The following is a 21,165-nucleotide window of genomic DNA, read 5'->3' on the forward strand; positions in this document are numbered from 1 at the left end:
GGTAAAACGGTTACTGAACTAGCCAGGTATAGGGGAAGTGGGCGTAGGTGATCGTGGTATAATTGTCACGCTCGTAAAGCAGACCAACCTGGCCATCCTGCTGAATAACCAAATCGGAGTAAGCTGCCGACCCAGCGTAGATCTCACGACCCGCCGACCAGCTTTTCCCGTCGTCCTGACTGACGCGCACGGTCAGTTTCTCCCGCTTGGTCTGGCTGTTGGCGTTCGCAAAAAGGAGTACTGGTTTCGAACTCTGGCGGTAATTGATCATGCTGCCCTGGCAGACCGGGTCGGGCAAATCACGGGCTACCGTTACCGAATCCCAGGTTTGGCCCGCATTGGCGGAAAAGGCCAGTATCCGATTTTTAACATCACCCGACTGATTTCGGATGTTCATGAGCAGACCACCGGTGGAGGTTTCGGCGGCTGTACTTTCGTTGCCGCCTGGATACGTAACGGTAGCCGATAGTTTCCAGGTTTTTCCGTGATCGTCCGAATAAAAGCCGTGTGCCCGATAGTCCCTAAACTGTGGCTGAACCGGCCCCTCGGAGTGATTGGCAGCTACAAACAGACGGCCTTTGTAGCGCCCGTTCTGAATTTGCAGGGCGTGGCCCGGGGTGTTGGCGTACGACCGCCAGTCTTCCTTGAAATTGTATTGGGGATTCACCAAAGGCTTATTGGGACGGTTGACCGATGTGGTGATATTGACCGCTTCGGACCAGGTTTGTCCGCCATCGGAACTGGTTTTATACCACACCTCCCGAATGGCTTTCCCGTTACGTACATCGCCTTCGGAGACGGTGCCCGTATTGTACACCAAAAACAGTCGTCCTTTCGGAAACCGGGAGTCGGTCAGGTCGAATACTGGTGCTGGATTACCGGCCTGCGCCTGCCCATAATCGGCCACCATACGCAGCGGGCTCCATGTCCGACCGTTATCCCGGCTGGTCCGGAGCACAATATCTACATCACCAAAATCTCCGCAGTCGGTTTTCCGCCCTTCGGCAAAGGCCAGCAACTCGCCCGAGGGGGCCTTCACAATAGCCGGAATTCGGTAACAGGTATAGCCGCCTTCGCCATTTCGGAATACGACGGTTTGCTCGACGCTGGTAGACGATGGGGTGGTGGAGACCGGTTGGGCGCTGGTTAGAGTTAGCCCACTAGCGGCTAGGCTAAGGCAGATCAAAAAAGATTTATACATAGACCATTACGTTAAAACAACCGCTGGAAATGATTCTCGAAATGGTTGCGCATGGCGTTGCGGAACGTTTCGGGATTGCCATGCTGGAGTACGTCGACCAGGCCCCGGTGCGATACAAATTTTTTGTGCTGCACCGGCTTTTTCAGTAGGCCGCTTTCGTGGACGAATTTGAACACAGGAAGTAGCATCCGCTGGAACCGACGTAACGTATCGTTGCCGGTAATGTCGTACAGTTTGCCGTGAAACCGAATCTCCTGTTCGGCATCAAACACCATTTCCTGTGTGTTGATCGGTTCGTCGGCGACGATGGCATACAACTCATCAATATCGGCCTGAGTGATTCGCTCGAACAGCAGATCACCCATGCCGATTTCCAGCACGATCCGTAACTCAAAAATATCGCGGAGGGTATCGTCATTTAAGATACCCGGATACATGGTCTTCTCTAGTAGCGCAAGCGGATCAGGGTTGGTAATGACCGTACCGCGCTTTTTCCGGGATTCGATTAAGCCGCGCGACCGCAGCCGAAGCATCGCTTCCCGAACGACCGTTCGACTAACCCCCAACTGCGCGGCTAGTTCTACCTCTTTGGGAATGGCATCACCGGCCTTAAGCTGATGCGTGTTGAAGTAGTCCAGCAGGTCAGATTCTGTTTTATCGACTAGCGTGTTTGGCTCGTTCGATTTTGAATCAGCCTGCATAGCTGCATAATCCATCTTATATGTATGATTTATTAATCGCGGAACGTTTTATTAAGTTGGACAATATTCGTAATAATCAGGCATAAATAAAAATTTGTTCTCATTTATTGACTATTAAGTATAACATAATAATTTTGGGTCATCAATTTGTTCTTTGTTTCATCCTAAATACAGTTCGGCAATGCCAACTTATCCCAAAACATTCAGGCGATATGTAATACTTATTGCCAGCTTGCTCGTTTGTTTGACGAGTTGGGCGCAGACTACAACCCGAACGGGAACCGTGCGCGACAAACGTACTGGCCAGGGATTACCTGGTGTCAATGTCGCCATTAAAGGAACCACTCGGGGAACGGTAACTGACAGTGACGGTCGCTTTTCACTGTCGGCTCAACAAAATGATGTGCTGGTCATCTCTCAGATTGGCATGACAACCCAGGAATTGCCAGTCGGCAACGAGACTACATTGACGATTGACATGGTCGAGAGTGCCCGCAGCCTCGATGAAGTGGTCGTCGTCGGCTACGGACAGCAGAGCCGCCGAACCCTGACCGGTTCTGTCGCCAGCATAGACAACACTGTTCTCAAGTCGGCACCACGTACCAACGCAGCCACGGCTTTGCAGGGTACGGCACCGGGCTTGCGGGTTCAGCAAACATCCGGTCAGCCCGGCGCTACGCCCACCATTGTGCTGCGGGGAGGAACCGAATTCAGCGGTTCCGGCTCTCCTTTATACGTAGTAGACGGTGTGATTGTACCTTCCCTCTTTGGAATCAACGCACAGGATATCGAAAAAATGGACGTGTTAAAAGATGCCGCTTCGACGGCCATCTACGGGGCACGGGCGGCTAATGGGGTCATTCTGGTGACGACCAGAAAGGGTAAAAAAGGCCGTACATCCGTGACATACACCTTCAAACACGCGGCTAATTACGTTCGGCGCAACCCGCTCCAGTACATGAGTGCCGAAGACTACATCAAGTGGAACCGCCGGGGGTTGGCGAGTCGCTACGAAGCAGCCGTAGCCGACAACAACACGGCTGAGATTAATAATGCCCGGAACCAGCTCACAGGAGCCTGGGGTTGGGGATTGAACTCTGGCTGGACAGCCCCCGACGGAAAATACTCGACCCAATTGCTGACCAATGCTAACCGGGGGTTGCTCAATGATCCGCAGTATCAGTTATTCGTCGACAACAATCCATTCAACCCGGCCCAACGGGATAGTATTCTGTACCGCTCAACCAGCCAGCAGCAGCTGGAAGATTTGATTCTTCAAAACGGCGTATTAAATGAGCACTACCTGAATGCATCAGGCGGTAATGATATGGGTAATTTCTCGCTGGGCGTGGGAAGTCTGAACGATCAGGGAATTATTATCGGGTCGGGTCTGAAACGGCTCAATATGAACTTTAACGGGGGCCTGAATGTAGGCAAAAACCTGACGATTGGGCTGAACTTATCGGGCTATAACACAACCAGTACGCCTTCTTACCTGACGGCCGACGCTGATGGTGGACTGGCGGGGGGAATCGTTCAGCGGTTCACGGGTATTGCACCCACCGTTCGCTTAACCCGTGATGGAACAGGTGAACAACTACCTGGCGTAGATGGCAGTACGTTGGGCAACCCCAACTACTTCCGGGATAAATTCATCAACAGTACGTTAGAACAGCGGTATGCCGGTGGACTGAATCTGGAGTACCGAATTACGCCATTCCTCAAAGCGCTGGGTAGCGCATCTGGCTATTACCAATACAGGACGAATGATCGGTTTACTAAATCATACATTAACGGTACGGGCGGGGCACTGGTAGCGACCCGGAATGCATCGTTCTCCAACGTGCGCAACAGTCAGTATACTTATAACGGATTTCTGCAATACGACCAGGATTTTGGCCTGCACACAGTGTCCGTGCTGGGAGGAGGAGAGTTCTACGAATACCGTCAGTACAACTACGGTGCGACGGCCAACCTGGCGGCTACCGACTTCATTCCCTGGCTGTCGGCATCAACGGCGGCAGTTGGTGTTCCTAGCTCTTCGTTTAGCAGCTGGCAGCGGCTGGCATCGATTATCGGGCGCGTTAATTACAACTACGCCGATAAGTACCTGCTAACTTTAAATATGCGCTACGACGGTACGTCGAAGCTGACGACCAACCGCTATGGGTTCTTTCCGGGTATATCGGCGGGCTGGAACCTGACTAATGAAGAATTCTTCGCAGACTCACCCCTGCGGCAGTACGTATCGGTGATCAAACCGCGCATCAGCTGGGGCGTCAACGGCAGTATCAATCCACTGGATGCAAATGGCAATGCAATCATTGGTGATTATGCGACGACTCCTCAGTATGGCACCATTAACGCCAACGGCGCACCGGCAAACATTTATAGCGGGCAGCCAGGCTTTGCCGCTACTGGACTGACCAATACGGATTTACGTTGGGAGCGGGCCAGTACGCTGAACGTCGGTCTGGACCTGGGGCTATTGAATAATCGCGTTACCATCATTGCCGATTATTTCATCCGTAATGTTTACGACAAGATCTCAACGCTGAACATTCCGGCCTGGACGGGGTACAACTCCTACGTAACTAACCTCGGACAACTTCAAAACCGGGGCATCGAGCTGGACATCCGTACGCAGATCATCCGGCCCGAACGCGAAGGCGGCCTGTCTTGGTCAGTCAATGCGAACCTGTATAGTGTCAAGAATTTTGCCATTAAATTACCCAGTAATGGTCTGCCCCTAAACCGTCAGAGTGCTTCGCAGGTGTTTGATCCGGTTACCAATCAGCTCGTCTGGGTCGGTGGTTTGCAGGAAGGGCAACGTATTGGTCTGGATCAGATCTATGCCCCCGCCTATGACGGCGTCTATACCACGCAGGGTGAACTGGATGCCCGCGCAAACTTCTACAATTCGTATCTACCGTATACCAACAAACGAATCAAACTGCTGGGGGATGCTCGTTGGCGGGATCTAGACCGAAACGATACACTCGATTTTCGGGATTTTACCTACGTAGGGCGCACGACGCCGACGCTTCAGGGTGGGTTTTCGTCGAGCCTGGGCTGGAAAGGCTTTACTTTGTTCGGGCAGTTTGACTACTCGCTGGGCTTTGTCATCCTGAACCAGTCGTATCTGCGGGGTATGTCGCAGGTGCAGGGATCGCAAAACGGGCCGATCGACGTAACCAACACCTGGTCGTCGGATAATACAACCGCAACCCTTCCCCGCTATTACTGGGCCAACTACGGCCGCAACTACTTCACTGACGCCGGAGGTACCACCACGGCACCCGCTAACTTCTGGCAGAAAGGGAACTACGTAGCCATGCGCGAAATAACGCTGAGTTACGACGCCCCCGCAGCCTTGCTGGAACGACTCAGCGGCAAGCGGGTTCAGGGCATACGGGTGTTCCTGACGGGCTCGAACCTGGTGTATTTAACCAAATACAATGGTACGTTCCCCGAAGTAGGGGGCAATGACGTGGGCCGTTTCCCGCTACCTCGTACGGTTACCTTAGGGGCTACCATCAGTTTATAACCCTCTTTCCAGACTATCATGAGAACACATACACGTATCATCGCGCTCACTGGTTGTTTAAGTTTGTCAGCGGGCTTGTTTTCCTGTCAGCAACAGTTGGCGGAGGTGGTGCCGCAAACTTCTTTGAATCAATCGTTGGTGCTGTCGGACGCCAACGCGGCTCAGACGCTTTACACGGGTGTTTATGCCTCCTTACGAACTTACCAAGGCACCTTGTTCCAGCTTGGTGAAATGCGCTCTAACCTTTGGGCCGATGGACTGTACACTGAATCGGAGGATGGCGGGCTAAAACAGCTTTGGTCGCACAATATCAGCGCGGTCAACGTGCCTTTCACTAACTGGGCCGGGCTGTATACCCTTATCGATCGGATCAACACCGTCATTAAATTATTCCCTAACTCTCCCCTGGCCGAAACAAGCCGCAATCGGTACCTGGCCGAGATGCACGGACTCCGGGCTTACGTATACTATACCCTGCTGAAAACCTGGGGGGGCGTTCCCATCACGACCGAGCCAGTTACCTCGGTCGGCAGTTTAACGGATCTGTACCGTGAGCGGGCTACTCCGGAAGCGGTCATGCAATTAATCAAAAGCGATCTGGAGCAATCGCTGACTCGTTTCGGGAGCGATAATTTCGTTTCAACCAAACGAGTTTACTGGAACCGGGCCGCTACGTTGACCCTGAAAGGGGATGTATTTATCTGGTCAGGTACGCACATGGGGGGCGGAGCTGCCGACTTCACCACTGCACAAACGGCCCTGGATGAAGTCAAAGCCTTATCGACGCTGGGCTTACAAGCCAATTATGCTGATGTTTTCGACCCGACCAAAGAAGCCAACAATCGGGAGATCATTTTTGCGCTCAGCTTCGAGAAAAACGAATCTGTCATGGGGGCTTACGGAAGTTTTCTGGTTAACACGACGCAAGCCGGTACGCTGGTGCTCGACCCGGTACCGGGACCGGCGGTAGCGGTGAGTACGGCTTATCCCTTCGTGAGTGGAGCCAGCCGCGTTGGCTTGTCGCAGGAGACCATCAACCGCCTGAGCGATCCAAAAGATAGTCGGATCCGGAATTCGTTTCGGGTGATGTACCGCAATACGGCGGGCAATCCGACAGCGGGTGTTCTGCTGACAAAGTTTATCGGGCGCGTCGACGCGGGATTGCAGCTTTACGACAACGACTTTCCGGTCTATCGCTACGCCGACGTATTGCTGTTGCTGGCCGAAGCCAAAGCAAAGTTAGGAGCTGATCCGTCGGCAGAAATTAATGCGATTCGGGCGCGTGCGTATGGTACGGGATATACGCCCTACACCAGCGGCAGCGAGCAAGCGAATATGAATGCCATTCTGGAAGAGTACCTGCGTGAATTTATCGGGGAAGGTAAACACTGGTGGGCGCTCCGTCGGGCCGGTAATCCGTATGTGTTCAGCGCGATCAATCCGACGTATCTGCCTGCTGCGCAAACCTATAAACTCCTGCTTCCAATTTCGATAGCGATGTTGAATACTGATCCCAAACTGACCCAAACGCCGGGTTATTAAACGATAAATTTCATCATAGGTTAGTATTACAGTATTTCTCCGGGAAATTTCCCGGAGAAATCTAAGCACTGACCGAATCAACTCACGCGAATGACAAATCTGTCAAAAATTACGGGCCTGGTAGCCGCTCCGTTCACACCCATGCACGCTGACGGGCAGCTTAACCTTGGCCTGATTCCCCACTACGCCCGGTTGCTCGTTCAGAATGGCGTTAAAGGAGCCTTTATTGGTGGCTCAACAGGTGAAGGCGTAGCGCTTTCGTACCCCGAAAAAATGGCTTTAATCCAAGCCTGGGGCGCTGTTGATGAACCGGATCTGCTGAAGATTATGCTAGTTGGCGGTACCTCGCAGGCCGAAAGTATTTTGCTGGCTCAGGAGGCTGCTCAGCACGGATTCAGTGCCGTAGCGGTGCTCGCTCCCTTCTATTTCAAACCTGCCAGCGTAGAAAAGCTGGCTCAGTTCTGCATTGGAATTGGGGAGGCCGTTCCTGAAATGGGCCTGTACTTTTACCATATCCCGGCCCTGACCGGAGCCCATCTACCGATGATTGATTTTCTGGCGGCTATCGATGGACGACTGCCTAACTTCCGGGGCATCAAATACACCCACAACGACCTGATGGACTATCGGCGGTGCCTGCTTTTCGGCGATGGGCGGTATGACATCCTGTGGGGCTGGGACGAGATCTTCCTGGCGGCTATGGCGATGGGTGCACGGGGTGCGGTGGGCAGTACGTTCAACTACGCGGCCCCGGTTTATCACGAACTGATGGCTTCGTTCGAGGCCGGGGATCTGGTAAAAGCTCAGCAAATGCAGGATCAGTCCATCGAAATTGTTCGGTTACTGGTCAAATATGGTGGTATCGCTACGGGAAAAGCCTATATGCGTGCTATCGGGCTGGATTGTGGGGAGTTCCGGCTGCCCATTACGAACATGACCGAGCCGCAGTATCAGGATTTCCTGACTGATTTAGACGCCATTAATTTCTACGCGCAGGCGTCACAAATGCCGATGATGGTCTGAGATGAATGAGGAAATATCTTGTAAGCCTATTGCTGATGATGAGTTTGCCAACTACCCCGCCCCTGCACGCACAGGCTTTGTTTCACTATGATCAGTTGCCGGAGCTGCCGGGCGTAAAAGGTCGGCCAAATCCGGGCGTAGCGGGGGCCTTTGCGGGCGTAAGCCACGGAGCCTTGCTTGTGGCGGGGGGGGCTAATTTCCCGAATGGCTACCCCTGGGAGAACGGCACCAAAGTCTGGCAGTCGGCTATTTATCTACTTGCCCAGCCTGGACAATCGGCTGATTGGCAGGTGGTTGGTGAGCTAAAGAAACCACTGGCCTACGGCGCATCGGCGGTCTGGAAAGAGCGGCTGCTGTGCGTGGGCGGAAATAACGCTACGCAGCGGTCGGCAGAAGTATTCGCGATGACCTGGGATGCCACCGCCCGGCAGGTACGTTTCGATTTGTTACCTGACTTACCCCAACCGCTGGCTAATCTGTCAGCGGCTGTCTTGGGCAACGATCTATACGTATTCGGCGGTGAGTCGAGCCAGGGGCCGGTACGGAGCTTATACGCACTGAACCTGGAAACGCCCCAGAAAGGCTGGCAACACCTCGCTGAGTTGCCGGGCCTGGCGCGTGGCTACTCGGCACTGGTGGCCTTATCCCAACCCGAGAGTCCTGGCCTGTTCGTTCTGGGTGGCCGCCAAACGGTTGACAACCAGACCACTGTTTTCGGCGATGCGTATCAATACCATCCCGCCCAAAATAGCTGGACCCGACTGCCCGACCTGCCGGTGGCTATAGCGGCCCATCAGGCGGCTGCCCTGGGTACAAACCGTTTAGTGATTTTGGGGGGAGACGATGGCACTCGGCTCCGGCAAATTGAAGCGCTCAATAGCCAGATCATGCAGCAGCCCAACGATCCTGAAAAAGCCAACCGGATAGCGCAGCGAAATGATCTGCAAATAAAGCACCCCGGTTTCCGGCGGGAGATCTGGCAGTATGAGACAGCCACAAAACGCTGGTCGGTGTTGGGTACGCTGCCTTTTCCTGCACCCGTAACGACCACTGCTGTTCATTGGGGAAAATCGTTTATTCTGCCTTCGGGCGAGGTGTCGCCCGGTATTCGTACGCCAGCTATTCAGCTGATTAAGCCGATTAACGCGCATGATTAAACCAAGCCAAAACGAACGTGTGTACCCCTGGGTAGTCGTAGGCCTGCTGTGGTTCGTAGCTATGCTGAACTACATGGACCGGCAGATGCTGGCCACGATGCGTCCTTCGATGCAGGTAGATATTCAGACGCTGCAATCGGCCACTAACTTCGGTCGGTTGATGGCTATTTTTCTTTGGATTTACGGCCTGATGAGTCCAGTATCTGGTCTTGTGGCTGACCGCTTCAATCGAAAATGGCTGATCGTGGGAAGTCTGGCGGTCTGGTCGGGCGTTACGTTTTCGATGGGATACGCGAGCACGTTCAACCAGCTGTATGCACTGCGGGCAGTCATGGGCGTCAGTGAAGCCTTGTATATTCCGGCCGGGCTGGCACTGATCGCTGACTACCATACGTCCCGAACCCGTTCGTTAGCCGTGGGTATTCACATGACTGGTCTATACATGGGGCAGGCCTTGGGCGGATTTGGCGCTACGGTGGCGGGTACGTATTCCTGGCAACTGGCATTCCAGGTATTTGGACTAGCCGGTTTGGTGTATGCCGTCGTGCTGGGCATTTTTTTGCGAGATACCAATCGGGGTTTCCGCGCGTCTGTGTCGGGAGCCGCTTCGCTTACATTGAGTCACACGCCTTGGCAGAGTCTGAGCATATTGCTAAAAAAGCCTTCGTTTTGGGTGATTCTGCTTGTTTATGCCATTCCCAGTTTACCCGGCTGGGCTACCAAAAATTGGCTGCCAACTCTTTTTGCTACTAATCTAGGCATCGACATGACCACCGCCGGACCCCTATCGACCATTAGCATTGCGGTTTCTTCACTGCTGGGCGTAATTTTTGGCGGTATTCTATCCGATCAATGGGTACAGACAAACGTACGGGGCCGTATCTACACTAGTGCTATCGGTCTGTCGCTGACCATTCCTGCCTTGTTATTGCTAGGATACGGCAGCTCTCTGATTCACGTACTGGGGGCTGCTCTTTGTTTTGGTGTAGGGTATGGGATGTTTGATGCGAATAATATGCCTATTCTTTGCCAGTTTGTTCCGTCCGAGCGTCGGGCAACAGCCTACGGGCTGATGAATATGATGGGCGTTTTTGCGGGAGCCCTGGTGACAGACTGGTTAGGCAAATCGACGGATGCTGGTAGCTTGGGTTCGGGTTTTGCCGGGCTGGCGCTTATCGTACTAGGCGCATTGGTTATGCAACTAGTAGGGCTTAAGCCTAAAGCGATAGAGTACGTACCGGCAGACGAGCCTGAACAAAGCCAGTTGATCCGTTCATGAAACAAACATATTTCTGTTTAATCGCTTGCCTTGCAACGCTTACCGGTAGTTTAGTTAGTCACTCTGTTCGGGGGCAGCTCCGATTAGGCGAAGTCTGGCAGTCGGGTATGGTAATCCAGCGCGATCAACCCATCCGGATCTGGGGCTGGGCAACGCCGGGCGAAACCGTGCGGCTTCGGTTGGGAAAAGAGCAGCAGCTTACTACGGCTAAGGCCGACTCGACCTGGCTGGTAACGTTTCCGGCCCGTTCGGTGTCTGCAAAAGGTGATACGATAGCCGTGCAAACGGGTACTCAACGCATTGAGCTGACGGATGTGTTGGTGGGCGACGTCTGGGTTTGCGCCGGTCAATCAAATATGGCCTTTCAGCTCGCTAACGACCAGTTTGCCAAACAAACGTTGCAACAGGCACGCAACCCGATGCTACGTCTGCTGAACCGGTTGCCGACCACGACGGTCTATAATCAGCCTTATCGCCCCAAAGATTTACCGCATCTTTACCCGAACCAATTCTACCACCCAGCTCACTGGCAACCGGCGGATTCGCTGTCGGCCCGGCTCTTTTCGGCTGTTGGTTACTACACCGGGGCCGAGTTACAGCGTGAACTGGCGATACCCATTGGTTTGATTCATGTTGCTGTCGGTGGCTCGCCCGCCGAAGCCTGGCTGCCGGTTTCAACTCAGAAAGAAAAGCCGGTTGTGGAGGCAATGTTCAAGGGAAACTGGTTTTCTAATGCTGCCTTAGAAGCCTGGTGTATTCAACGCGGTCATGAAAACATCGACTCGCTGCTGGCGGACGGCTACTCGGTTCCGTCCGATTCATTCGGGTATAATCATCCGTTCAAGCCTGGCTTTCTCTATCAGGCTGCTTTGCAACCCATCCTGCAACTGGGCCTGAAGGGGATTCTCTGGTATCAGGGAGAAAGTTACGCCCTTAGCCTGCCCCGTGTTCAGCAACATCAGGAGTTGTTTCCAGCGCTAATTTCGGCGTGGCGTGCGGCCTGGCAACAGCCCAACCTGCCTGTCTATTTTTGCCAGCTCTCATCCATCGGCACCGAACGGGGCTACAAGTCGACGTACTGGCCTTTGTTCCGCGACGGTCAGCGACGCATAGCAGACAGTTTGGCGTACGTTGGCATGGCCGTCACCAGCGACGTAGGTCACCCCTGGGATGTTCACCCTACCAACAAGAAGGCCGTGGGCGACCGGTTAGCCCGCGAAATTCTGGTGAAGACATACGGAAAAAGCAGACTGCTTTCACCCGCCGTTAGCCGTATCCAGCGACGGAAACAAGAATGGGTTGTTACGTTCTCGCAAACAGGAAAGGAACTACGCACCGCTGATGGTCGTGCTGTTCAGGGCTTTTCGGTTGGGAACGCCGACGGACCCCGGCAAGACGTGACCGTAGCGCTTACCGGAAAAGAAATACGATTACCCGCCCAACAGGGTGGCGAGCCAGTGTATTTGTACTATGGATGGCAGCCGTTTAGCCTCGGAAACCTTGTCAACGCCGAAGGCCTGCCACTCTCAACGTTTCGCATTCAGTTACCATGATCTTTTTTCGCTTTATTCTTCTTTTTTTCGGTTCAATTCAGATCGCCGTTGCCGGGCACCCTCCGCTGATACCCGCCCCGCATCAGATTAGCTGGACAGAACAGGCCTTTCGGCTACAGGGTTCGGTTCTTATTACGACTAATAATACGAATGGTCAGCCAGTTGCCGATTCTATAAGGCATTGGCTTGGTGGGTTCACGGTTCGAGTAGTACCCCAAACCGGAGATCGGCAAACAACGAAACGTATTGACGTACGGCTTGAGCCAGATGGACCCTTCCGTGCTCAACCCGAAGGGTATGCGCTCAATGTTTCTGGCTCGACAATCCAGTTGAGTGCCGCAACGGAGCAGGGCCTGTTCTGGGGGTATCGAACCCTTCAGCAACTGCTTCAGACCAAGCCTCAGTCCTCGCTGGCGGGCTGTGAGATTGTTGACTCTCCGGCTTTTCCCATCCGGGGTTTCATGCACGATGTCGGCCGGAGCTTCATTCCACTCGAACGGCTTAAGCAGCACATCGCGATACTTTCGCGCTATAAAATCAATACGTTTCACTGGCATCTGACCGAAGACCTTGCCTGGCGGCTGGCAAGCGACAGCATTCCGGCTTTAACCGATTCGGCCGTTACGCGTCGTTTCCCCGGCCTGTTCTACACAAAACAACAGGCTCGTGATCTGGTCAGTTTCTGCAAAGCTCATCATGTGCTGTTGATACCGGAGATCGATATGCCCGGTCACAGCGCGGCCTTTCAACGAGCAACGGGCTACAACATGCAGAGCGATTCGGGTAAAGTGCGGGTGAAACAATTGCTGCGGGAAGTGTGCGCCCTGTTCGACGTACCGTACATCCATATCGGTACGGATGAAGTGGAAATTAAAGACGCGACGTTCGTGCCAGAAATGGCCGCCGTAGTGCGGGCCTGTGGTAAAGAAGTTATCGGCTGGTATCCGGGCGCGGTACTCGATACCATGGCTATCCGGCAACTCTGGATGCGTAATGACCGACCCATTCCACCCGTGCGGTTCATTGAATCCCGGAATTTGTATTTCAACCATTTCGCCACGCAGGCGGACCTGATCAGTATGTTCCAGCAGAGCCTGTGCGATGTGCCCAAAGCAACGCCGACCAGGCTCGGAGCCATTGGCTGCATCTGGAGTGACCGGAAATTAGCCGACGTCGACCAGATTGAACGACTGAATGGGTTTTATCCGCTCATGCTCACTCTGGCCGAACGGTCCTGGCGGGGAGGAGGACAAGCCGAAACCCTGGCGGGTACTGTGTTGACCGATAAAGCCGACTTTGCCGAGTTCGAAAACCGCCTGCTGGCGCATAAGCAGATGCACTTTACGAAACTCATTTTCCCTTACGTACAGCAATCGGGTTTACACTGGCGAATCAGTCAGCCTTATCCCAGCGCCGGAGACCTGGCTGCCCGGTTTGCGCCCGAGATCGAACAAACCGATTTTGAGGGAATAGCGGCAACCGGAGCCACGATCTACCTACGTCATACGTGGGGGCCCGGCATTGTTCGCGGGTATGTCGATCGTCCCCAGCCTAACCATACGGTCTATGCCTATACGTATGTCTATTCCCCGCGTGAACAGCAGGTAGGGGCCTGGATTGATTTTCACAACTACGGACGCTCGGAAAAAGACGCAGCTCCTCCCGCTGGACAATGGGATTACAAGGGCAGTCGCATCTGGTTAAATAATCAGCCAGTGGCCCCTCCGGTCTGGTCAACGCCGGGTCGGCGTCCTACCGACCTAGAAACTCCGTACACCAATGAACCCTACGAAAACCGACCGCCTACCGTCGTGCTTCTGCGTAAAGGATGGAATAAGGTGCTGATTAAACTTCCGATCGGTGCGTTCCAAACGTCGGAATATCGGCTGGCCAAGTGGTTGTTCACGTTCGCCAGCAGGGAGTTAATTATGAGCTTGCCAGCGATTTACGCTTCTCTCCGGAGCGACGCTGATTTGAGCTTGAAACGGTGAGTAACACCCGTCAACGTACCCTCAGTAGCCTGTTCGATTGGGCTACTGAGGGTATATCTTTACTAGCTTACCGGTGTTGCAGCCTCGATGGGTACCCTCGTTTTCCTGATAGCGGCCATACCGCCTTCTACATTGACGACATTATCGAAGCCCCATGCTTTTAAGATAGAGTTTGCCACCATCGACCGATAGCCACCGGCACAATGAACGTATACCGGCTCGGCGCGACGAATTTCGGCCATGTGATCATTAAGATTGTCGAGAGCGACATTCTCGGCACCACGTACGTGTTCCGGGGCAAACTCGTTCGGTCGGCGAACATCGATTACGGCCAATTGAGGGTTACGTTCCCACCGGTCGGCGAACTCATCCGCTGAAATAGACTCAACGGTGTCGAACTCCTTGCCCGCTTGCTGCCAGGCAGAGAAGCCGCCATCAAGAAAACCAATGCAATGGTCGTAGCCAACCCGTGCCAGACGTAGAATGGTTTCGCCTTCCTGACCGACGGGCGTAACGAGTGCAATAGGTTGTGTTAGATCAGGAATCAAAGCTCCAACCCAGGGAGCGAATTGGCCGTTTAAGCCTATGTTGATCGCGTTCGGAACAAAGCCTTTGGCAAAGTCCCCTGCTTCGCGCACATCTAAAACAAGAGCACCTGTTTCGTTAACTGCTATTTCGAAGGCGTCGGGCGAAAGTGCCTGACTGCCACGCTGCAATACCTGGTCGATTGGTTCGTAGCCTTCTTTATTGAGCCGGGCATTCTCGGCGAAATACGCCGGAGCTGTTGTCAAACCATCCAGTACGTTCTGGATGAACTCATCTTTCGATTTGGCCCGAAGGGCGTAATTAAAGCGTTTTTGATTGCCGAGTAAGTCGGTGGTTTCCTTGCTCATATTCTTGCCACAGGCTGAGCCCGCACCGTGAGCCGGATAGACGATGACGTCATCCGCTAACGACATGATTTTATTGTGTAGACTGTCGTAAAGCATACCCGCCAGATCATGCTCAGTCAAATCACCTTTGATGGCCAGGTCAGGGCGGCCCACATCGCCAATAAAAAGAGTGTCACCGGTGAAGATGGCGTGGTCTTTTCCGTTCTCGTCAATAAGTAAGTACGTTGTTGACTCAAGCGTATGACCTGGCGTATGCAGCACTTTAATCAAGACGTTACCCACAGCAAAGGTCTCACCGTCCTTGGCGTGATAAGCCTCGTAAGCCGTATTCGCGTTAGGTCCATAAACGATAGTAGCTCCTGTTTTCTTGGCTAAATCCAGATGACCCGATACAAAATCAGCATGAAAATGGGTTTCAAACACGTACTTGATTTTAGCCCCAGCTTTATCGGCTTTTCGTATATAAGGCGACGTTTCGCGAAGTGGATCAATGATCGCGGCTTCTCCCGCGCTTTCGATGTAATAGGCGCCCTGCGCCAGGCAGCCTGTGTACAATTGTTCAATTACCATAGCTTCTACGGATGGTGGGTCCGTGTTACGTAGTCTCCTTCAGAATCATAAAAACGGCAACGATCAGCACAAACCAGCCAAAGCCTTTCTTGAGTCGATCAGGCTCAATAAAGCGGGCCAGGTACATGCCAATCAAGATGCCTGTGATTGATAAACTCGTAAACGGGAGGAGAAAATTCCAGTTCAGGTTCGTATGCTGAATATCGCCTAAAAATCCGACGAAGGAATTTACCGCAATGATCAGAACCGACGTAGCAACAGCGCGCTGGATGGGCAGCCCGGCAAGAAGCACGAGCATTGGGACGATAAGAAAGCCACCACCTGCTCCAATGGTGCCGGTTAACAATCCAACGGCTAGGCCATCAAGGGCCAGGGTCTGATAACGAGGGTGCCCATCCGCAGCTACGCCCTGCTCGGGCCGGTCGTTACGTATCATGGCCCGGGCGGCTAGAATCATGACACCCGCAAAGAAATAAAGGATGGCATCACTTTTGGACAGGCTAAACTGGCCAACCTGGAGCATCGGATCAGGCAGCGCTGGAACTAGAAACCGTCGGCTTAAATAAACCGATACAAACGACGGCAAGGCAAAGGCCGCTGTTACGCGCAAATCGACCCGCTTCTGCCAGATGTGATTCAACGAACCAACCAGCGAGGTTGTACCAACGACGAAAAGCGAATACGTAGTGGCTAGTACGGTTGGAATGCCAAAAACATAAATAAAAATAGGAACCGTCAGGATTGATCCGCCCCCACCAGCTAAGCCAATGACTAATCCAACGACTACAGCTGCCCCGTAGCCTATAGAGTATTGAATATCCATCCGATGTAAAACTACGGTATACTCGGAAGATGTTTTAACCAACGGGCAATAAAAAGCCCCAACCGAAGAGCTGGGGCTTTTTGTCCGTTTCGAATCCGTTATTCCTGAGGTTTATTCAGGTTACTGTGATGGCGGCTGTAGAAGAAATAGACCAGCAAACCAACGATACCCCAGATGACGAATGTAATTTTCGTATCCGTGCGGAGGTTCCACATCAGGTACAGATTAGCCAGGATGCCAAGTGTGGCGATTAGAGGCAGGGCAGGCGTTTTATAAGGACGCTCCAGGTTCGGCTCTCGAACACGTAGCAGCCATACTGCTCCGCAGATCATGGCAAACGCGAACAACGTACCTGAACTGGTTAACTGCGATACCTTATCAATTGGCGTAACGGCTGCTACGACCGAGACAATGGCGCCTACAAAGATGGTACTCTTCCAGGGCGTTTTAAACGTTGGGTGAATGGCTGCAAACAAACCTTTAGGTAACAGGCCGTCTTTAGCCATACCTAAGAAAATACGGGTCTGGCCAAGCATCATCACGAGCATAACGGATGTTAACCCCGCAATGGCCGCAATGGTAATCAGATAAACCGCCCAGGTCAGCCCTGCATCTGCAAACGCCTGCGCAACGGGTGCTTTCATGTCCAGACTGTCGAACCGAACCATGCCGGTCAATACCAGCGACACCAAGATGTACAGCGTTGTACAGATCAGCAGCGAAGCAATAATGGCGAAGGGAACGTCTTTAGTCGGGTTAATGGCTTCGCCAGCCTGGGTTGAAACGGCGTCGAAGCCAATGTAAGCGAAGAACACAATACCCGCGGCCGTTACGATACCCGGCCAGCCAAAGTGCGTCTGTCCGGTTTCATCAACAACCTCCATGGGAATAAACGGCGTCCAGTTGGCGGTATCAATAAAAAACGAACCGGCGATAATGACGAAAATAACAGTTGCCACTTTAACAATTACGATCAGGTTGTTTGTGCTGGCTGCTTCTTTGATGCCTTTCACCAGAATATATGTAACCACCCAAACGATCAGGAGAGCCGGTAGATTGATGGCAAATGAAAAATCAGGGACGCTTTGACCGGCGGCCCGTAAGGCTTCGGCTTTTTCCTGAGCCGTAACGGGGTCATTCATTAACCATAGGGGTGGCTCGATGTGGAACAGGTGCAAGAATTTTTCGAAGTAACCCGACCAGCTAACCGCTACCGTAGTAGCCCCCATCATGTATTCTAAAATGAGATTCCAGCCAATCAGCCAGGCAAACAGCTCGCCTACTGTACCGTAGGAGTAGGCGTAGGCCGAACCTTCGACGGGTAAGATAGAAGCAAACTCGGCATAGCAAAGCGCGGCAAACGTACAGGCTATGCCTGCGATGACGAATGCTAGCGCCAACGCCGGTCCAGCCCAATCGTGAGCCGCAATACCCGTAAGTACGAAAATTCCACCCCCAATTACAGCTCCGATTCCCAGTGAAGTTAAGCCCCATCGGGTGAGTACCCGTTTGAGCTCACTTTTCTTCATATCAGCTTCGTAGGCCGCAAGGGGCTTTTTTCGCCATACGCTTGTACTAGCCGGTTTCAATCTTGTTTCCATGTAGGAAGAGTTAATGTTTGGAGATTACGTGTTTTAAGGAAATAATCTAAGGGTAAACGTCGTGAAATATACGAAAATTAATGAGCGAATGAGTGATTGGGTGAACGAGCGACTTATTTCGCACTAGTATTCACTCAATCACTCATTCGCTCAGGCACTCATTCGTTTACGACTGAGAAGGACGAATCAACGGTTTCTTCTCTTTCTTTTCTTTCTTGGCTGTGAACTCTTCGGGCGTAGCCGGAGCTGCGGTTGTGAAATCCGAAGGAATCGCATCGAAGCCAGTTTTCTTTTCGGTGACGGTTGCAACCGTCGTGTCTTTCTCCTGGTCGCGGCTCAGGGCGTCAACGACAATCGGCGTAGCAACAAACAGCGACGAATACGTACCAACGACTACCCCGATCAACATTGCGAACGAGAAGCCCCGGATCGTTTCGCCACCAAAGATGAACAAGACCAGCAGGACCAGAATCGTTGAGAACCCGGTCACGGCCGTGCGGCTCAGCGTACTGTTCAAGGCGTTGTTAATAATCGTAGGGATACTTTCTTTCTTACCGCGGTTTTCGTTCAGATACTCACGCACCCGGTCGAATACCACAACAGTGTCGTTCATGGAGTAACCCATGATAGTCAGCAAGGCACCGACGAAAGCCTGGTCAACGTCGAGCGAGAAGGGCAGCAGGCCGTTGAAGATCGAGAAGATAGCCAGGATAATCAACACGTCGTGGAACATGGCAACAACGGCCCCGTAACCAAACGCTAGTCGCTTGAACCGAATCAGAATGTAGGCAAATACGACAGCTACCGCCAGCAGAATTGACCATAAGGCGGATGTCAGCAGGTCATACGCAATGGTTGGCCCTACTTTCTGCGAGCTTTCGATGCGGGCAGGGTTACCCTTGATGTTGCTTAAGCCTTTATAGATGGTTGCTTCTGCACGCTTATCGGCTCCCTGCGAGTTATCATCTACTAGGTAAGGCGTGGTCACCTTCACCTGATTGGCACCGATACCAGTACCACCGTACGTTTTAACTTCCGGCGAAGCGCCCAATACACCTTCCAGTGAATTCCGGACGTCATCGGTACTTACCGCTTTTTCAAACCGAATTACGTATGAGCGGCCGCCTTTGAAGTCAACACCTAAGCCGAAACCTTTGAAAATAGCTGAGATAATACCCAGACCAATGATGACCGACGAAACGGTGTAATACAGCTTCCGACGCGATACGAAGTCAAAATCAGAATCTTTAAACAGGTTCTTGGCCCATGACGACGTGAATGACAGCGTCTTGCCATTACGGATGTAGTACTCCAGAATCAGGCGCGTAATGAAAATAGCCGCAAACAACGACGTCAGGATACCGATGATCAGCGTAGTGGCAAAGCCCAGAATCAGGCCTGTACCGAAGATGAACAGGACAACGCCGGTCAGGAACGTTGTTACGTTCGAGTCAATAATCGACGATAAGGCATTCTTAAATCCATCAGCAACCGCCACCTTGAACGTTTTTCCTTCGGCCAGTTCTTCTTTGATCCGCTCGAAAATTAAAACGTTAGCGTCAACCGCCATACCGATCGACAACACGATACCGGCAATACCTGGCATGGTTAACACAGCACCCAGAGATGCCATTACGCCCAGCAGGAAGAACAGGTTAATGATCAGCGCAATGTCAGCGATTAAGCCGGCCCGGTTATAGTAGAAGACAACAAATCCTAAAACCAGCAGAATACCAACAATCGATGAAAGAACCCCGGCGCTAACCGCTTCTGAACCTAAGGTTGCTCCAACTACGCTTTCCTCCACAATGTTGGTCGGCGCAGGCAGTTTACCGGCTTTCAATACGTTGGCCATGTCTTTGGTCTCTTCAACGGTGAAGTTACCCGAGATGCTTGAGCGGCCATTTGGTATCTCGTTCTGTACGTTCGGTGCCGTGTAAACCAGGTTATCCAGCAGAATAGCTACGGGACGGCCAACGTTTGCAGCGGTCAGGTTACGCCATTTCCGGGCACCTTCCGGGTTCATGTTCATCGTTACTTCCGGACGGCCACGGTCATCGTAGTCATTGGTAGCGTCGGTGATTACGTCACCTTCTAGCGGAGCGCGGCCACCTGGTTTCTTCAGGAAGTAAAGCGGCAGAATCTCTTTGCCATCCGTGGCTTTGAACGTCTTGCGATCCCAGGCGAATATAGCGTCGGACGGGAAGAGGCTGCGTACTTCGGCGGCATTTAGAACGTCATTGGCCCGAGCCGTATCTTTCAAGTACACGCCTAGCTGGTCCTGACCGACAGGTAAAAACAATTGGGTTAAGGCAGTACCCTGGGCAGCGGCCGCTGCCGTATCCTTAGTGGCGGTCGAATCTTTTTTGGCACCCTGCGCCAGTTGTGACTCAAGGCTGGTTCCTTGCGCAGCTGAACCAGCCGCTGGAGCGCTTGCTTTCAGAGCCGCTTTACGGGCGGTTTCTTCACGCAGTAAGTAAGCGCCCATGCCTTCGATGGCTGGGGCTAGTTCATTCAGGCGGTATACTTCGGTGAACTCCAGTTTAGCCGCGCCCGTAAGCAGACGACGTACACGCTCTGGGTTGTCAACGCCCGGTAGTTCAATCTGAATCCGGCCAGAGCCTGGCAGCCGCTGGATGTTTGGGTTAGCAACCCCAAATTTATCGACACGGGCCTGAATGATCTGATAAGCGCGGGTTATGGCCCCTTCAACTTCGTCGTTCAGTAGTTTCCGAACTTCGGTATCGGACGATTGATAGTTGATTTTGCCCCGGTTGGCGCTGGTAGCGAAGATGCTGGCTAACTTAGTGTCAGGAGCCAGTTTTTTGAAGTTATCCGCGAACAGGTCAACAAACTTAGCATTGCTTGATTTTTTATCTTCAAGCGCCTGCTTTAAGGCCTGATTGAACTTTGGATCACGGTTGTTGCCCGACAAACCTCGCAGAATGTCGGCAGGAGATACCTCAAGCACTACGTGCATACCGCCTTGCAGATCAAGGCCGAGTCCTAGCTCCCGTTCGGTAACTTCCTGAAGTGTACTTCCCAGGAAAACCGGCTCTTTCCAGAGCGAATCAAGGTATTTTTGCTTTTTAGCGGGGTCTACCTGACCCTGCTTATTAGTAGCGTAAGCCTCCGCATCCGTTTTGACGCTGTTTGAGACGAACGTAAACGACAGGAAGTAAATACAGATCGCTGTAATCACGCCCGTCAGAATGAGAATCCCGGTTCTGTTTTGCATTAGACTATAAGATAGGCGTCGCCTATTTCTTAATTAAAAAGGAATT

13 protein-coding genes are annotated in these 21,165 nt (G+C 52.7%); 7 read left to right on the forward strand and 6 right to left on the reverse strand.

The features are described 5' to 3' along the window. Positions 1-10: 10 nt before the first annotated feature. Both ACYVIY_RS14570 and ACYVIY_RS14575 read right to left on the reverse strand, forming a co-directional pair. Positions 11-1,201 carry a sialidase family protein gene (locus ACYVIY_RS14570; protein WP_460977095.1) on the reverse strand — a complete coding sequence of 397 codons (1,191 nt, stop codon included), beginning with the start codon at positions 1,199-1,201 and terminating at the stop codon, positions 11-13. Positions 1,202-1,212: 11 nt separating this feature from the next. Further along, positions 1,213-1,917, reverse strand: coding sequence for a FadR/GntR family transcriptional regulator (locus ACYVIY_RS14575; RefSeq protein WP_460977096.1), 705 nt, complete (start codon positions 1,915-1,917; stop codon positions 1,213-1,215). Positions 1,918-2,083: 166 nt separating this feature from the next. On the opposite strand from ACYVIY_RS14575, the gene ACYVIY_RS14580 reads away from it, so the two are divergent. The 7 genes from ACYVIY_RS14580 to ACYVIY_RS14610 all read left to right on the forward strand — a co-directional run bounded on the left by ACYVIY_RS14580 (position 2,084) and on the right by ACYVIY_RS14610 (position 13,994). After that, positions 2,084-5,449, forward strand: a complete 3,366-nt coding sequence (locus tag ACYVIY_RS14580) for a SusC/RagA family TonB-linked outer membrane protein (RefSeq protein WP_460977097.1) — start codon at positions 2,084-2,086, stop codon at positions 5,447-5,449. 18 nt (positions 5,450-5,467) lie between these two features. Beyond that, on the forward strand, positions 5,468-6,991 hold the full coding sequence (locus ACYVIY_RS14585; RefSeq protein WP_460977098.1) for a RagB/SusD family nutrient uptake outer membrane protein: 1,524 nt from the start codon (positions 5,468-5,470) through the stop codon (positions 6,989-6,991). 90 nt (positions 6,992-7,081) lie between these two features. After that, complete coding sequence (locus ACYVIY_RS14590; protein WP_460977099.1) at positions 7,082-8,014, forward strand: dihydrodipicolinate synthase family protein; 933 nt, start codon at positions 7,082-7,084, stop codon at positions 8,012-8,014. Positions 8,015-8,019: 5 nt separating this feature from the next. Beyond that, entirely contained in the window at positions 8,020-9,171 is a 1,152-nt protein-coding gene (locus tag ACYVIY_RS14595) for a Kelch repeat-containing protein (RefSeq protein ID WP_460977100.1), read from the forward strand. Continuing rightward, positions 9,164-10,450: an MFS transporter gene (locus ACYVIY_RS14600; RefSeq protein ID WP_460977101.1), complete on the forward strand. Its 1,287-nt coding sequence runs from the start codon at positions 9,164-9,166 to the stop codon at positions 10,448-10,450. The genes ACYVIY_RS14595 and ACYVIY_RS14600 overlap by 8 nt, the downstream gene beginning before the upstream one ends. Next, positions 10,447-12,003 (forward strand): sialate O-acetylesterase, encoded by a 1,557-nt coding sequence (locus ACYVIY_RS14605; RefSeq protein WP_460977102.1) that lies wholly within the window; start codon positions 10,447-10,449, stop codon positions 12,001-12,003. The genes ACYVIY_RS14600 and ACYVIY_RS14605 overlap by 4 nt, the downstream gene beginning before the upstream one ends. Continuing rightward, positions 12,000-13,994 carry a family 20 glycosylhydrolase gene (locus ACYVIY_RS14610; RefSeq protein WP_460977103.1) on the forward strand — a complete coding sequence of 665 codons (1,995 nt, stop codon included), beginning with the start codon at positions 12,000-12,002 and terminating at the stop codon, positions 13,992-13,994. Before ACYVIY_RS14605 ends, ACYVIY_RS14610 begins: the two co-directional genes overlap by 4 nt. Positions 13,995-14,056: 62 nt before the next feature. Here the strand turns inward: ACYVIY_RS14610 and ACYVIY_RS14615 are convergent, their stop codons facing one another. From ACYVIY_RS14615 to secDF, 4 genes are all read right to left on the reverse strand, one after another. Continuing rightward, complete coding sequence (locus ACYVIY_RS14615) at positions 14,057-15,457, reverse strand: MBL fold metallo-hydrolase (protein WP_460977104.1); 1,401 nt, start codon at positions 15,455-15,457, stop codon at positions 14,057-14,059. A gap of 25 nt (positions 15,458-15,482) precedes the next feature. Then, entirely contained in the window at positions 15,483-16,280 is a 798-nt protein-coding gene (locus ACYVIY_RS14620) for a sulfite exporter TauE/SafE family protein (protein ID WP_460977105.1), read from the reverse strand. 98 nt (positions 16,281-16,378) lie between these two features. After that, complete coding sequence (locus ACYVIY_RS14625; protein ID WP_460977107.1) at positions 16,379-17,881, reverse strand: APC family permease; 1,503 nt, start codon at positions 17,879-17,881, stop codon at positions 16,379-16,381. Between the two features lie 166 nt (positions 17,882-18,047). Beyond that, on the reverse strand, positions 18,048-21,119 hold the full coding sequence (secDF, locus tag ACYVIY_RS14630) for a protein translocase subunit SecDF (RefSeq protein WP_460977108.1): 3,072 nt from the start codon (positions 21,117-21,119) through the stop codon (positions 18,048-18,050). Positions 21,120-21,165 lie beyond the last annotated feature (46 nt).

Source organism: Spirosoma knui (assembly GCF_054780635.1).